This is a genomic window from Halogranum roseipondis, from assembly GCF_059695585.1.
The window spans coordinates 2,591,159-2,604,205 of record NZ_CM185235.1 but is presented as its reverse complement, the minus strand read 5'-3'; the positions used below and the strand labels follow the sequence as shown (position 1 = coordinate 2,604,205).

Genomic DNA, 13,047 nt, shown 5'->3' with positions numbered 1-13,047 from the left:
CTCTCAGCGCCGCGCCCAGTTCAGCATCCGCTCGTAGAACGGCTCCGAGGCCAGCGCGGTCGGGTCGCCGACGAGGACGAGTCCCTTCTTCGCCCGCGTGAGCGCGACGTTCAGCCGGCGGTAGTCCTCGAAGATGGGTTCCTCCAGGTTCCCGGTGGCGACGAACGAGACGACGATCACCTCCTTCGAGGAGCCCTGGAACCGGTCGACGGTGTCGACGGTGACGTCGACGCGACGGCTGATCTCGGCGACCTGTGCCCGGAACGGGGCGATGACGCCGACGTCGTCGGCGTCGACGCCGGCCTCGCGGAACGCCCGGACGACGTCGGCGACGCAGTCGGCCTCGACGGGGTTGGTGTTGCCGACGCGCTCCCCCTCGGGGTCGACGAAACTCACCGCGTCCTGTAGCTCCGCGGGGAGCGCGCTGGAGTCGACGCCCGGGAGGTGCGACAGTCGCTGGGCGGCCACCTCGCCCGTGGCGGGGCGCAACTGGCCGTCGTAGAACTCACTCGAGGAGAACGCCTGGATGCGCTGGGCCATCCGGTACTGTCGGTCGAGCATCACCGAGGCGTCGGGGTAGCGTTCGATGAGTCGCTGAAAGAGCGACTCTGTGAGGTCGTTCTCGGCGCGGACCACGGGCGGCAACTGCTCGTGGTCTCCGACGAGGACGAACCGATCGGCGAGATTCGTCGCGGCGAGCGTCCCCGGTTCGGTGAGTTGTGAGGCTTCGTCGACGAGTGCCACGTCGAACTCCTGTTCACGCATGACGCGCGACCCGCAGGTGGAGGTGGTGGCGGCGACGACCTGCGCGTGAGCCAGCTCGGCGACGCGGTCGTTCGGGTCGCCGCGCTGTTCCAGACGGAGGTCCTGCATGTCCTCGCGGACGCCGGTCTCTGTGCCAACTCTGACGAGATCTTCGTAGCCTTGATCGCGCAGCGCTTCCAGCGCGTTGTCGACGGCGCGGTTCGTGAACGCCGAGAGCAGGACTCGATTCCCGTCGTCGACGAGCGCGCGGATCGTCCGGGCGATGGTGTACGTCTTCCCGGTCCCCGGCGGGCCGTGGACGAGCGCGCAGTCCTCGGCGTTCACCGCGAGGTTGACCGCGGCGTTTTGCGACTCGTTGTTGTCGATGTACGTCCGCTGTTCGTCGTCGAACTCGGGTTCTCGCCGCCCGAACAGGACGTCTTTCCGGTCGGGGTCGCCCTTCAGGAGCGCGTCGTGGAGGGCGGTGAGCATCCGATCGACCGAGATCTCCGAGGGGTAGACGTCGAGTCGGCGGAGTTCGACCGGTTCGTCGGTCGTGACGACGACCTCGTCGTCGAGTCGTTCGATCCGCCCCAACTCGGCGTGGCCGGAGACGGGGTCGCCGTCGCTGGCGAGGGCGATATCCCCCTCTCGGAGTTTGGAGACGGCGTCGTCGGTCTTCCGGGCGCAGAGTTGCCAGCGCCCGCCATCGATCTCCTGTTGGTCGAGCGGGTCGAGATCGACGATAGCCCGGTCGTCTGCCGCCCGTTCTTCGGCCGACTGCTCCCAGAGTTTCCGGTACTCGCGGTGGACCTCGCGGCGCTCCTCTTCCAGCGCGCGGTACAGTCGGTCGAAGTAGTCGCGTTCGTCCTCGGGGAGCGGCGTACCGATCTTCCCCGCTTTCGACTCCTGATCGAGTCGTCCCGAGACGACCATGCAGGTGTCCTTCTCGAAGCAGTACTCGCACTTGGCGTCCGCTTCGAACCCGGTTGGGACGGAGACGTCGAACTCCATCGCGGCGAGTTCGTTGCGTTTCCGGACGACGAAGTCGAGGAAGCCCTTACCGATGGAGAACTCCTTGGCGGGCGAGAGGTCACCGGACTCCTCGGTGCGGTCGAGCGCGGTGTTCTTGGTGTAGAGCAGCGTCCCGGTGTCGGTGGGGACGCCGCGCTCGGCGAGCATCAGCGCGTAGCAGGCCGCCTGTACCTTGTCCTGGAACCGCGGGTCGCGCTTGGTGTTCTTCCCCGTCTTCAGCTCGACCGGCATCCCGCGGCGGAGCGCGTCGGCCCGCCCCTTGATGCCGAACGTCGGCGAGATGAGCGTGTACTCCGAGCGCCAGGCGTCTTCCTCGGTCAGCGTCCCCTGCGCCAACCACCCCTCGATGGCGGCGGCGTTCTGCCGTACCTCGTCTGCGACCTCCTCGCGTTCGCGCCCGAGCAGGCCGAGTTCGAGGCCGGCCTCCGCGACGCGGTTCTCGATGGCGGGTTCGAGCTCCTGTCCACGCAGGAGGTCGCCGAACACCTCGTGGACGATGGTCCCCTTGACGACGGGGTAGTTCAGCGGAATCCCCGACAGCTTGTTCAGGTAGTACATCCGCGGACACTGCACCCACGAGCGGATGGCGGTCACGTTGACGAGGAACCCCGGTTCGAGGACGACGTAGGACTCCTTGGAGGTGGTGTAGCCGACCTCGCCGCCGAACTCGTTTTCCTCCGCGTCGGTGACGAGCAGCTCCATCCCCTCTTCGGCGTGCTCCGCGGTGTGGGTCCACTTCCCCCAGAGCGTCACGTCGACCGGTTCGGACCTGTCTGCGGGTGCCTCGTCGGGCCGAACCGTGAGCTCGACGAGGTCGCGCTCGCCGTACTTCGTGCTGACGCTGCGCGACTCTCCGACTGCGACGATGGGACCCCGAACGTTCACTATCCGTGTGTGTCGTCGGCGTCGAAAAACGCTGTCGGTCGGGTCGATCGGGTGGGGAACGGCGACCACAGCACCGAAGTAGAGTCACCACCCAGAGCGGGTATGGCACCCCGACTCTCGGACTCGCAGGTGACGCTCCTCTCGAAGGCGTTCGTCGGCCTGCTCTTTCTCGTCGTGCTCGTCAGCGCGTACTTCCAACTGCAGACCGGCGGCCTCTTCGAGCTACTCGAGGTCGCCGTCAGCCTCTACGTCGTCTCGCTCGTCGCGCTCGCGGTCTTCCGCGGCGGGTTCGACACGCGGCGGTTCCGGATCGCGCTGTACGTCGGCGTCGTCGCGTGGGCGCTCGTGAACTTCGTCGGCGGCAATCAGAGCGTGATCACGGTGCTGCTGCTCGTGCTCGGCGCACTGCTCTTGACCCGGGAACTCACGTTCGGGAGCGACTGACTGGTCGACGACGGTGCAGCGTGCGTGGTACAGACCGACACGCTCATTCTCGACACTCACCAACGCCCACCCATGCGCGTCAGAGACTGGACGGACATCCTCCGCGACGTCACCGAGAGCGGCGACGACCCCGACGAGTGGCGGGCAGTCGCCGGACAGCGCCGCACGGGCGTCGGCGAGGACCTCTATCTCGGCCACCCGACCGTGGGCGTGTACCACCTCAAGACGTACGCGAAGAACCCCTACGAACTGAAGGGCGTCGGCACGCGGGTCGCCCGCAAGGTCGACGGCGACGTCGACTCGCTTTTGCCCCGCCGCGACGACTCGGCGGGTCGGTTCGCCGTCCGTGGGACGCCGGAGGACGAGGACCACGCAAAGTCGATGGCGACGCGACTGGCGGAGACGCTGAAAGTACACGCCGACGCGCCGACGACGGGCGAGGACCTCTTCACCGACGTGATGGAGGCCGTCGACAGCCCCGCCTTCGGGCCGATGGAGTTCGAGCTGTCCGAGCGACCGGAGCGGCTGGAGGAGCTGTCGACGACGTTCGAGGACGCCGAGGACGTGCTGGAGGCCGAACTCGACGACCTCGTCGAACGCGACGAGATCGGCCGCGGGTTCCAGTGAGCGTCTCGTCTCCCCTGTGCTCGGCGCTCGCAGAGCGTTCAAATGCCCCGCGCCCGTCCACTCTCCCATGAGCGCCGAAGAGACAGTCCTCGACTACTACGAGGCACTCCGCCGCGGCGAACCGCTGTACGCCTACTTCGCCGAGGACGAGGACGTGGTGAAGTTCGGTATCGGCGAGCGACTGACCGGCTACGACGCCGTCGCCGAGGGACTCCGCGAGCAGACGCGGACGACCGACGACTGGCGCGTCGAGAGTCGGAACCTCCGCGTCGTCGAGCGCGACGACTACGCGGCGTTCAGCGACGACGTCCGGATGGAGTGGCGCGACACCGAGAAGGGAGTCGACCGCGCGTTCGACACGCGGTGGAGCGGCACGCTGGCGGTGCGGCCGGCGACGGACGAGGCGACCGCCAGTGCGACCCGCGACGACGCCGACGACGAGTGGCTGTTCGTCGGGATGCACGTGAGTACGGCCCACCCCGTCGACGACTGATGGTCGGGCCGAGTCTCACGGACGAAGAGAAGCGCAGCGCCTCGTTGCAGTTCAAACTCGTGTTCGTGCTCGTCGTCGGAGTCTCCGCGGCCGTGCTCGCCCTGCAGGTACAGGGGTCGTTGGTGCAGGTCGCCGCCGCGGGCGTCGTCGGCCTCCTCGTCGGGTGGATCCTCATCGCCTACCTGTCGCACATCGTCCCGTCGAACGGGCGGTACGACTGACGGCGGACGTCGCAGTCGAGCGTCGAAGACGGAAGGTTTGTCGAAAACGGAGATTTCAGGCGACCCGTCGCACCCACCGCTCGGGGTTGTCGAGTTCGTCGTCGGTCGGGAGGTTGTCGGGATGGTCCCACACCTTGCTCGCCGTGGCGACGCCGCGGGCGTCGGCGACGGCCTCGAAGAACGCCGCGCCGCGTTCGTACTGCCGGCGTTTCAAGCCGAGACCGAGCAGGCGACGGACGAGCGTCGCGACCGGGCCGCCGGCGCGTCGGCGAGCGTCGAGTTTCCGCCGGAGGTCGGCGTAGTCGTCGTCGAACGCGCGGTCCATCAGCAGTTCGGCGTACCCCTCGACGGCGGTCATCGCCGTGTCGAGTTCGCGGAACGCCTGCCGGTCGAGACTCCCCTCAGAGAGCGCGTCGACGCCCTCCTCCATCCGCTCTTCGAGGTAGTTCGAGAGCCACGGGGCAGAGCCGAACTCGGCGGCGTGGGAGACCTCGTGGAAGGCGATCCAGCGACGGAACCGCGGGTAGTCGACGTCGAGCGAGTCGGCGACGCGCTTGATGTTCGGGTGGACGAAGTAGAGGCCGTGGTCGGCGTCGTCGGCCTCTGCGAGCAGCAGCGGGTCGTACTGTCCGAGAACGTTCTTCCCGAGAAACGAGAGCATGAACGCCATCGTGCCGGTGTTGGCGACGCGTGCGACGCCGGGGAAGACGCCCTGTCCCTTCTCCTCGATGGGACGCATCACGCGCTCGAACGTCTCGACGTTGGCGTCGATCCAGTGGTGGCGGTTCTGTATCTCGATGGCGTCCGGGAGGTCGAACTCGACCTCGCCGACGGTCTGGAGGCGTCTCCGGGCGTCCTGGACGTCGGTCTTGTACCCCATCCGTTCGTCGGCGGAGAGAGAGAGCTCGCCGGGCGGTGTGGAGGCTTTCGCGGCCTCGGCGACGGCGTCCCAGTCGACGATGCCCGTTCCGGAGGCACCGGTGACCGCACGGACGCTGCGGTAGATGTTCATACCTCTACTGCGAGACGGCGAGACAAAACCCTTGTGCGAGGCCGTGACGTACGGCGTGGTCGTCGCTCGATTCGTCGTCCATCTGCCAACCGGTTTTACGGCGCGACGACGAGCTTCCCGAGGAAACTGTCCTCCATCACGGCGCGTTGGGCGTCGGCAGCCTCGTCGAGACTGTAAGTCCGAGCGACCGAGATCTCCAGGTCGCCCTCGTCGACCAGATAGCCGACCTTCCCCAGCGTGTCTGACAGATCGGGCGTGTTGAACATGCTCATCAGCGTCACCTGCAGGTCTTTCCCTCTCGCGGCCGAGGACTGCGAGAACCCGACCTGCGGGTCGTTCTCGCCGATGCCGACGACCCGTGCTCCCAGGTTGGCCACGTCGGCGTCGAACTGTAGATAGTCGTCGAGGCGGTGGTCGAGGACCACGTCCACGCCGCCGTCGCCCGCTTCTTTGACAGCCTCCGCCAGGTCGTCACGGCCGTAGTCGAGCACGACGTCGGCCCCGAGGTCGGCCACCTGTTCGTGGTACTCGGGTGCCGCCGTCGTGACGACGTGTGCGCCCGTCGCGGCGGCGATCTGGACCGCCGCGTGGCCGACGCCGCCGCTCCCGCCGTGGATCAGCGCCACGTCGGCGGGCCTGAGATTCGCGTGGTCGACGAGCGCGCGCCACGCCGTGACGCCCGCGACGCCGAGACCGCCGGCGGCGACGAGGTCGACGTCGTCGTCGACGACCGCGAGTCGGTCGGTCGGCACGGCCACGTACTCGGCGTACCCGCCGTAGTGGTCTTTGCCGATGCCGGTACCGACGACGCTGTCGCCCTCGGCGAACCCCTCGACGCCGTCGCCGACGGCGACGACTTCGCCGGCGACGTCGACGCCGGGGATCATCGGCATCGTGAACGGCTGGTACGACCCTTCGCGGAAGTAGGTGTCGACGGGGTTGACGCCCGCGCCGTGGACCTGCACGAGGACTTCGCCGGACGCCGGATCCGGTCGGTCGATGTCGTCTACCTGCAGGACGTCGGTGCCGCCGTGCTCGTGGAAACGGACTGCGCGCATGGTGGGATGTGACACGGCCGGAGAGATAAAACTGCGAGAAGCGGAAGGAGATGTCGAGACGAGAGGCGGTCTCGACTTCGTTCGATAGCACACCGTTCTTTCTTCTCCCCCCTCGTCTCGACACTATGACCGAGACGATTCAGGGTGACGTCCTCCACGTCATCCCACCGGATGAACTGGGCAAGCACGACCTAGAGGCTGGTCTCCGAGAGCTAGCCGAGTCGCGCTACGTACTCGTACTCCGGGAGGGTGGTCACCCATCGATACTGGACCTTCTCCTGGCGTTCGTCCGTCGCAACCCGATCGAGGTAGTGACTGTCGTGACTGACCGGCGTGTCGAGGAGGACGACGAAGTGACGCTGACCGTCGAGAAGACGGATATGGAGGGCGTCTACGTCACAGCGGCCGCTGGACCAGACGCATAGAAGCGACTGTCTTGGTCGTTCTTCGCGCTACTTATCTCGAGGCGCACACGCGTTTCGAGAAGCGGACCAGCGACGTCGGCTATTCGTCACACGAATATCCCGTCGGGAACGGCAGGACTAACTCCCGGTTTCGACTAGCCGACGGCATGGACGTGTTCGTCGCCGGTGGCTGTTCGTACAACGCGATGGTCTACCTCGACGAGTTCCCCTCCGAACCGGGGACGCACCGCGCGAGGAACTACCAGGAGACGGTCGGGTCGACCGGCGCGGGCAAGACGATGAACCTCGGACGGCTGGGACTAGACGTGACGTTCCACGCCACCATCGGTCGGGACCGTTACGGCGAGATCGTCGAGGAGACGTTCGCCACAGAGCCGGCGACGTTCCTCTACGACGTCGACCCGAACGGCACCGAGCGACACGTCAACCTGATGAACGCCGACGGCGAGCGCATCAGCGTCTTCGTCGTCCAAGCGACGCCGGACCCCGACGTCGACTACGGCCGACTCGAGGGTCTCGTCGCGACCAGCGACGCGTTCGTCGTCAACCCCGTCGACTACACTCGACCGCTCCTCGCGGCGGCCGAGCGGCACGACACGCCCGTCTGGTGCGACGTCCACGACTACGACGGCGAGGACCCCCACTTCGATGCGTTCGTCGACGCCGCCGACTACCTCTTTCTGAGCGAGGAAGGGATCGACGACGCGAGCGAGTTCATGCGCGAGCAGGTCGACGCCGGTGCGGAACTGGTCGTCTGCACCCGTGGGGACGAGGGGTCGACGGCGCTCACGAGCGACGGGAGATGGGTCGACCTGCCCGCAGAATCGTTCGAGATGGTCGACACGAACGGCGCCGGCGACGCCTACGTGTCGGGATTCCTCTACGGCCACGCCCACGGCGAGGACCTCGAAACCTGCATGCGACTGGGAACGCTCGCCGGTGGGCTCGCGGTGGAGTCGTGGGAACTCGCCCACCCCGACCTCTCGGTCGACCGTCTGGCTGCCGAGTACGAACGTCGCTACGGCGACGCGTGATCGGTCGCCTCCCAAGTACGGTGACGGCAACGTAGAGTTATCGTCGACGACTTCGTTCTCTTCGACGTGACGTTCTCCCCGCAACGACGCTGTCCGGACTGTGGCGTGACGATGGAACGAACGCAACCCGTGGTCGTCGGCGCGGGTGAAGAGGTGTTGAAGCTCCGGACGGGCGAGCGTCGCAAGGGGTTGCTCGGGTCGCTCGGGATGAAAGAGACGCTCCGCGTCCGAGCGCACGTCTGCCCGGAGTGCGGACTGACGCGGTTCTACGCCGACCTGGAGGACGACTCCTGAGAGCTCACCGAACCGTGTACCCGCCGTCGACGACGATGCACGCGCCGGTCATGTAGCGCGAGGCGTCGCTGGCGAGGAAGACGGCGGTCGGCGCGACGTCCTCCGGCCCGGCGATCTCGTCCATCAGCATCTCGGATCTCCAGATCTCGTCGATGTCCGGGTCGACGGCGTCGGCCTGGTCGGTGTTGTCGGTGCGGATGTAGCCGGGCGCGACGGTGTTCACGCGGATGTCGTGTTCGGCCCACTCGGAGGCCAGTTGCCGGGTGAACGATTCGATGCCGCCTTTCGAGGCGTTGTAGGCGACCTGTCGCTGCGGGTAGTTGGCGACGAGCGCCGACATCGAGGAGACGCTGAGGATGGATCCGCCGCCGGACTCCATCATCTCCCGACCGACGTACTTCGAGCAGAGGAACGTCCCCTTGAGGTTGACGTCGACGACCGAGTCCCACTCCTCCTCGGTCATCGTCTCGGCGGCCTCGTGGACCACGATGCCCGCGTTGTTGACGAGCACGTCGATCTCGCCGAACGCCTCGACGACGTCGTCGACCATCGCCCGCACCGACGCCTCGTCGGCGACGTCGGTCCGGACCGCGAGCGTCTCGACGCCCGTCGAATCGGCGATCTCGGCGGCGGCCTCCCGACCCGATTCGGCGTCGCGGTTCGCGACGACGACGTCCGCGCCCGCCTCGGCGAGCGCCCCCGCGATCTCACGGCCGATGCCGCGGTTGCCGCCGGTGACGATCGCGGTCTGTCCGTCCAGTCTGAACCGGTCGAGAACTGTCATGGCTGTGGGTCACGGAGCGGCCTCATAAGTGACGGGGTGGGGGAAGTCCGAACGCCTTTGCCGTCCCCCGGCGAAGCACCCCTCAATGGGATTGAAACGAGTCGGCATGTCGTTGTTCGGTCTCGGCGTGTTCGCCGGAACGCTCGCTCTCGTCGCCGTCGAGTATCTGGACCCCGAACTCAGCGCGAACGTCGTGTTGGGGGCCGTCGGCCTCGTCGTCCTCGGCGTCCTCGTCGGCGGCGTCGGCGTCGTCCGCGCCGAGGCGAAATGGGAACCCTGATCCGAGTAAAGGCTCGAGAGAATCGGCAACCGAGAGCGGCTTTTCTGGCAGATCTTGGCCGAGATGGATGGGATTTAAGCACATACCTCGCACGCTTACGGACGCATGAAGCTTCACGAATATCAGGCGAAGGATATCTTCGCCGATGCCGGGATCCCCGTCCCTGACTCCCGGCTCGCGTCGAGCGTCGACGAAGTGATGGCGGCCGTTGAGGAGATCGGCTACCCGGCAGCCATCAAGGCGCAGGTTCACGTCGGTGGCCGCGGGAAGGCCGGCGGCATCAAGATCGCGACGAGCGAGGAGGAGGCCCGCGAGGCCGCCGACTCCATCCTCGGGATGGACCTCAAAGGTTACACCGTCGAACAGGTGCTCGTCGAGGCCGGCGTCGACTTCAAGGACGAGCTCTACGTCGGCGTCACGATGGACCGCGCGGAGGGGAAACCCGTCGCGATGGTCTCGACGGAGGGTGGCGTCGACATCGAGTCGGTCGCAGAGGAGACCCCCGACGCCATCGCCCGCGAGCACGTCGACCCTGCCTTCGGCATGCACCCGTACCAGGCCCGGAAGGTCTGCTACGAGGCCGGCATCCCGAAGGAGGTCGCCCTCGACGTCGCCTCGATCCTCACGACGCTCTACGAGCTCTACGAGTCCAAGGACGCCTCGGAGATCGAGGTCAACCCCGTGATGATCACGGAGGACGACGAGGTCGTCGCGGCCGACGCCGTGATGAACATCGACGACGACGCGCTGTTCCGCCAGCCCGACCTCGCCGAGATGGAGGAGGAGACCTACGAGGACGACTTAGAGCGGAAGGCCGGCGAGTACGGCTTCGACTACGTCCGTCTCTCGGGCAACGTCGGCATCATCGGCAACGGTGCGGGGCTCGTCATGACGACGCTCGACCTCGTCGACCACTACGGCGGGAAGCCCGCCAACTTCCTCGACATCGGCGGCGGCGCGAAGGCCGAGCGCGTGGCGAACGCGCTGGACATGGTGTTCTCCGACGAGAACGTCGATGCGGTCGTCTTCAACATCTTCGGCGGCATCACCCGCGGCGACGAGGTCGCAAAGGGGATCAACGAGGCGCTGGAGTCGTTCGACGAGATTCCGAAGAAGGTCGTCGTCCGCCTCGCCGGCACCAACGCCGAGGAGGGGATGGAGATCCTCAACACCGACCTCGTGGAAGTAGAAGAGACACTCGAAGACGCCGTACAGCGTGCGGTCAAGAACGCTGAGGAGGCAAACGAATGAGTATTCTCGTCGACGACGACACGCGCGTCGTGGTACAGGGCATCACCGGTGGGGAAGGGAAGTTCCACACCGAACAGATGATGGAGTACGGGACGAACGTCGTCGCCGGGGCGGTCCCCGGCAAAGGTGGACAGAAGGTCCACGGCGTTCCCGTCTACGACACGGTCGACGAAGCGGTCGAGAAGGAGGACGCCGACGCCTCGGTCGTCTTCGTGCCGCCGTCGTTCGCGGCCGACGCCGTCTTCGAGGCGCTCGACACGGACCTCGAGTTCGTCGTCGCCATCACCGAGGGCATCCCGACGCAGGACATGGCCAAGGTGAACAAGCGCCTCTCGGAGACCGACACGCGCCTGCTCGGCCCGAACTGTCCGGGCATCATCACGCCCGGCGAGGCGAAACTCGGCATCCTGCCGGGCAACATCTTCAGCGACGGCAACGTCGGACTCGTCTCCCGCTCGGGGACGCTGACGTACCAGGTGGTCGACAACCTCACCCAGCGCGGCATCGGCCAGACCACGGCCGTCGGCATCGGCGGCGACCCCATCATCGGCACCTCGTTCGTCGACGCCCTCGAACTGTTCGAGGCCGACGAGGAGACCGAAGCCGTCGTCATGTGCGGTGAGATCGGCGGCGAAGACGAGGAGCAGGCCGCGAAGTTCATCGCCGAGAACATGGACACGCCCGTCGCCGGCTTCATCGCGGGTCGTACCGCCCCGCCGGGCAAGCGCATGGGTCACGCCGGCGCCATCGTCTCCGGCAGCGGGACCGGCACGGCCGAGTCCAAGATCGACGCGCTGAACGACGCGGGCGTCCCGGTCGGCGACACCCCCGAGGAGGTCGCAGACCACATCGAGAGCTTCCTGTAGGACCCGCCGAGGGTTCGTTCTTCCCGCTCTTCGCGTTCCTCGCCTCTGTTCACCGTCCGCGAGCCACAGCTATACCGCTCGCTGCGGTGAGCGTCGAGAGGAGAGAGAGAATCAGCGTCGGCTTCGTCGTCTACGCCGCGACGATCGTCGCCGCGACGAACGACCACTTCGTCCCGCTGCGGGACTCTTCTTTCTTGTGCTCTGCCTTCGTCTGGTTTCGCTTGTGCGTCCAGTGCATATCTACACCGAGGGTTTACTCGAATATGAGTTTTACGTTCTCCTGACACGTATGTCACGGTTGTCCACGTGTGAAAGACCGTGTTCAAAGGCGCTGAAACGGCTGTCTGTAAGCATTGTTCGTCTCACGACAGTGTGTCACAGACGTAAACGAACAGAAACAATACATAACTGTCGTCAACGCAGCTTGGAGAGACACTCGTGACAGAACGTGACGCCCTTTGGGTTCAGAGTGCCACAGGAGTCACAGGGACCCGTCGAGTGTCGGGCAGCGGGGGCACCGTCACCGACCGGGAGGAGCGACGCCGGCGTCGGCGTCGACCGACGTTCCGATTCGCGTGTGTGCTCTTCCATCCGAGCGACGAGACGGTCGTCGCGGAGCGCGTGCAAACCGTGCCACAGACCGACGAAGAGTGCAGAGGGAGCGACGACGACGACCGCTGCGACGAACAGGCGGAACGCGAGTTCCATGTACAGTACTGGGAACGGGCGACCTTGTGTGTGACGGTGACACACACCATGCCGCTCACCGACGTCGACGTGTCGTCACTCGCGGCGACAGCGGTCGCTTCGGAACGCCGCTTCAGAACGCGTACTTCGTGACCAGTGCGACGAGGAACACGGCGAACGCGCCGAACACGAGCAGCGTCGCGCTCGTCGGCAGTCCGTTGACGAGTCGGTCGTCGTCTCGCGTCACCCAGAGAGCCCCGAACCCGAGGCCCAGTGTGACGACGAGGATACCCACGCTGTAGACGATGTTGAGGAGTCCAGCCATACCGGCCGGTTCTCGGCGAACGTGCAAAAAGCTCCGGTCGTCGGCACGTCCCGCTGGCTCTTACGACTCCCGACTTGCCAACTGTTTTAGCCGCGGAACCCCAGTTCTGTCCCACATGCGTATGGAACTGCGGGTCTGCAAGCACTGCTACGAGGGTGAACACGGCAACCCCCAGAAGACGGCGGTCACCCGTGACATGGTCACCTGTGCGGAGCGCGTCCGCGAGTACAAAGACCTCATCGGGATCGACGGCATCTACATCACGCGCGTCGCCGAGGGCGACGGTGGCGGCGCTGAGGCGCTACCGGCGGTCGTCGCGAGCATCGAGAACAACCAGATCGCACTCGCCGACACCCAACTGGTGATGGAGGACGACGACGGCAACATGCTCGTCTACCCCGAACCGAAAGACATCCTGGAGGTGCTGACCCGAAACATCGAACAGATCGGCACGCACACGCGACAGGACGTCGAAGTCGACCTCTCCGAGGAGAGTCTCGACCTCGTCGGCGGTTACTGACCTACTCGCTTTCACGCCGTCCGAGAGAGTCGATAGTCGTCGCAGACGTCAGTGTCGACAAA

General features: G+C 66.3%; 17 protein-coding genes. 11 read left to right on the top strand and 6 right to left on the bottom strand.

Going from position 1 to position 13,047, the window contains the following annotated elements:
- Positions 1-3: 3 nt before the first annotated feature.
- Positions 4-2,664, bottom strand: a complete 2,661-nt coding sequence (locus tag EOHIBHHM_RS13625; RefSeq protein WP_497251463.1) for an AAA domain-containing protein — start codon at positions 2,662-2,664, stop codon at positions 4-6.
- Positions 2,665-2,766: 102 nt separating this feature from the next.
- Here EOHIBHHM_RS13625 and EOHIBHHM_RS13620 point away from each other — a divergent pair, with 102 nt between their 5' ends.
- From EOHIBHHM_RS13620 to EOHIBHHM_RS13605, 4 genes are all read left to right on the top strand, one after another.
- Entirely contained in the window at positions 2,767-3,108 is a 342-nt protein-coding gene (locus EOHIBHHM_RS13620; protein ID WP_497251461.1) for a hypothetical protein, read from the top strand.
- Between the two features lie 72 nt (positions 3,109-3,180).
- Positions 3,181-3,735, top strand: coding sequence for a hypothetical protein (locus EOHIBHHM_RS13615; protein WP_497251459.1), 555 nt, complete (start codon positions 3,181-3,183; stop codon positions 3,733-3,735).
- Positions 3,736-3,802: 67 nt separating this feature from the next.
- Complete coding sequence (locus EOHIBHHM_RS13610; RefSeq protein WP_497251457.1) at positions 3,803-4,228, top strand: nuclear transport factor 2 family protein; 426 nt, start codon at positions 3,803-3,805, stop codon at positions 4,226-4,228.
- Complete coding sequence (locus EOHIBHHM_RS13605; RefSeq protein WP_497251455.1) at positions 4,228-4,449, top strand: DUF8527 family protein; 222 nt, start codon at positions 4,228-4,230, stop codon at positions 4,447-4,449. Before EOHIBHHM_RS13610 ends, EOHIBHHM_RS13605 begins: the two co-directional genes overlap by 1 nt.
- A 55-nt stretch (positions 4,450-4,504) precedes the next feature.
- Here EOHIBHHM_RS13605 and EOHIBHHM_RS13600 read toward each other — a convergent pair whose 3' ends face one another.
- Positions 4,505-5,461, bottom strand: a complete 957-nt coding sequence (locus EOHIBHHM_RS13600) for a zinc-dependent metalloprotease (RefSeq protein WP_497251453.1) — start codon at positions 5,459-5,461, stop codon at positions 4,505-4,507.
- A 95-nt stretch (positions 5,462-5,556) separates the two neighbouring features.
- On the bottom strand, positions 5,557-6,519 hold the full coding sequence (locus tag EOHIBHHM_RS13595) for a quinone oxidoreductase family protein (protein WP_497251451.1): 963 nt from the start codon (positions 6,517-6,519) through the stop codon (positions 5,557-5,559).
- Positions 6,520-6,644: 125 nt separating this feature from the next.
- Here EOHIBHHM_RS13595 and EOHIBHHM_RS13590 point away from each other — a divergent pair, with 125 nt between their 5' ends.
- From EOHIBHHM_RS13590 to EOHIBHHM_RS13580, 3 genes are all read left to right on the top strand, one after another.
- Complete coding sequence (locus EOHIBHHM_RS13590) at positions 6,645-6,944, top strand: DUF7526 family protein (protein ID WP_497251449.1); 300 nt, start codon at positions 6,645-6,647, stop codon at positions 6,942-6,944.
- 146 nt (positions 6,945-7,090) lie between these two features.
- Positions 7,091-7,978, top strand: coding sequence for a carbohydrate kinase family protein (locus EOHIBHHM_RS13585; protein ID WP_497251447.1), 888 nt, complete (start codon positions 7,091-7,093; stop codon positions 7,976-7,978).
- 111 nt (positions 7,979-8,089) lie between these two features.
- Positions 8,090-8,272 (top strand): hypothetical protein, encoded by a 183-nt coding sequence (locus tag EOHIBHHM_RS13580; protein WP_497251445.1) that lies wholly within the window; start codon positions 8,090-8,092, stop codon positions 8,270-8,272.
- A 4-nt stretch (positions 8,273-8,276) separates the two neighbouring features.
- Here EOHIBHHM_RS13580 and EOHIBHHM_RS13575 read toward each other — a convergent pair whose 3' ends face one another.
- Positions 8,277-9,056 (bottom strand): SDR family NAD(P)-dependent oxidoreductase, encoded by a 780-nt coding sequence (locus EOHIBHHM_RS13575; protein ID WP_497251443.1) that lies wholly within the window; start codon positions 9,054-9,056, stop codon positions 8,277-8,279.
- Between the two features lie 85 nt (positions 9,057-9,141).
- Between EOHIBHHM_RS13575 and EOHIBHHM_RS13570 the strand changes: the two genes are divergently transcribed.
- The 3 genes from EOHIBHHM_RS13570 to sucD all read left to right on the top strand — a co-directional run bounded on the left by EOHIBHHM_RS13570 (position 9,142) and on the right by sucD (position 11,453).
- Complete coding sequence (locus EOHIBHHM_RS13570; protein ID WP_497251441.1) at positions 9,142-9,336, top strand: hypothetical protein; 195 nt, start codon at positions 9,142-9,144, stop codon at positions 9,334-9,336.
- Between the two features lie 105 nt (positions 9,337-9,441).
- Complete coding sequence (gene sucC / locus EOHIBHHM_RS13565; protein ID WP_497251439.1) at positions 9,442-10,587, top strand: ADP-forming succinate--CoA ligase subunit beta; 1,146 nt, start codon at positions 9,442-9,444, stop codon at positions 10,585-10,587.
- A complete protein-coding gene (gene sucD, locus EOHIBHHM_RS13560; protein WP_497251437.1) occupies positions 10,584-11,453 on the top strand; it encodes a succinate--CoA ligase subunit alpha in 870 nt (289 codons plus the stop codon). The genes sucC and sucD overlap by 4 nt, the downstream gene beginning before the upstream one ends.
- Positions 11,454-11,867: 414 nt before the next feature.
- Here sucD and EOHIBHHM_RS13555 read toward each other — a convergent pair whose 3' ends face one another.
- The gene (locus tag EOHIBHHM_RS13555) at positions 11,868-12,161 is read right to left on the bottom strand and encodes a DUF7577 domain-containing protein (protein ID WP_497251435.1); all 294 of its coding nucleotides are present in this window, start codon (positions 12,159-12,161) and stop codon (positions 11,868-11,870) included.
- Positions 12,162-12,273: 112 nt separating this feature from the next.
- A complete protein-coding gene (locus tag EOHIBHHM_RS13550; RefSeq protein ID WP_497251433.1) occupies positions 12,274-12,465 on the bottom strand; it encodes a hypothetical protein in 192 nt (63 codons plus the stop codon).
- Positions 12,466-12,580: 115 nt separating this feature from the next.
- Between EOHIBHHM_RS13550 and EOHIBHHM_RS13545 the strand changes: the two genes are divergently transcribed.
- Complete coding sequence (locus EOHIBHHM_RS13545; RefSeq protein ID WP_497251431.1) at positions 12,581-12,985, top strand: hypothetical protein; 405 nt, start codon at positions 12,581-12,583, stop codon at positions 12,983-12,985.
- Positions 12,986-13,047 lie beyond the last annotated feature (62 nt).

Bases quoted from the DNA above. Each gene is read 5' to 3' on its own strand.
- EOHIBHHM_RS13620 (WP_497251461.1), top strand. From the start codon at position 2,767: ATGGCACCCCGACTCTCGGACTCGCAGGTGACGCTCCTCTCGAAGGCG.
- EOHIBHHM_RS13615 (WP_497251459.1), top strand. From the start codon at position 3,181: ATGCGCGTCAGAGACTGGACGGACATCCTCCGCGACGTCACCGAGAGC.
- EOHIBHHM_RS13610 (WP_497251457.1), top strand. From the start codon at position 3,803: ATGAGCGCCGAAGAGACAGTCCTCGACTACTACGAGGCACTCCGCCGC.
- EOHIBHHM_RS13605 (WP_497251455.1), top strand. From the start codon at position 4,228: ATGGTCGGGCCGAGTCTCACGGACGAAGAGAAGCGCAGCGCCTCGTTG.
- EOHIBHHM_RS13600 (WP_497251453.1), bottom strand. From the start codon at position 5,461: ATGAACATCTACCGCAGCGTCCGTGCGGTCACCGGTGCCTCCGGAACG.
- EOHIBHHM_RS13595 (WP_497251451.1), bottom strand. From the start codon at position 6,519: ATGCGCGCAGTCCGTTTCCACGAGCACGGCGGCACCGACGTCCTGCAG.
- EOHIBHHM_RS13590 (WP_497251449.1), top strand. From the start codon at position 6,645: ATGACCGAGACGATTCAGGGTGACGTCCTCCACGTCATCCCACCGGAT.
- EOHIBHHM_RS13585 (WP_497251447.1), top strand. From the start codon at position 7,091: ATGGACGTGTTCGTCGCCGGTGGCTGTTCGTACAACGCGATGGTCTAC.
- EOHIBHHM_RS13580 (WP_497251445.1), top strand. From the start codon at position 8,090: ATGGAACGAACGCAACCCGTGGTCGTCGGCGCGGGTGAAGAGGTGTTG.
- EOHIBHHM_RS13575 (WP_497251443.1), bottom strand. From the start codon at position 9,056: ATGACAGTTCTCGACCGGTTCAGACTGGACGGACAGACCGCGATCGTC.
- EOHIBHHM_RS13570 (WP_497251441.1), top strand. From the start codon at position 9,142: ATGGGATTGAAACGAGTCGGCATGTCGTTGTTCGGTCTCGGCGTGTTC.
- sucC (WP_497251439.1), top strand. From the start codon at position 9,442: ATGAAGCTTCACGAATATCAGGCGAAGGATATCTTCGCCGATGCCGGG.
- sucD (WP_497251437.1), top strand. From the start codon at position 10,584: ATGAGTATTCTCGTCGACGACGACACGCGCGTCGTGGTACAGGGCATC.
- EOHIBHHM_RS13555 (WP_497251435.1), bottom strand. From the start codon at position 12,161: ATGGAACTCGCGTTCCGCCTGTTCGTCGCAGCGGTCGTCGTCGTCGCT.
- EOHIBHHM_RS13550 (WP_497251433.1), bottom strand. From the start codon at position 12,465: ATGGCTGGACTCCTCAACATCGTCTACAGCGTGGGTATCCTCGTCGTC.
- EOHIBHHM_RS13545 (WP_497251431.1), top strand. From the start codon at position 12,581: ATGCGTATGGAACTGCGGGTCTGCAAGCACTGCTACGAGGGTGAACAC.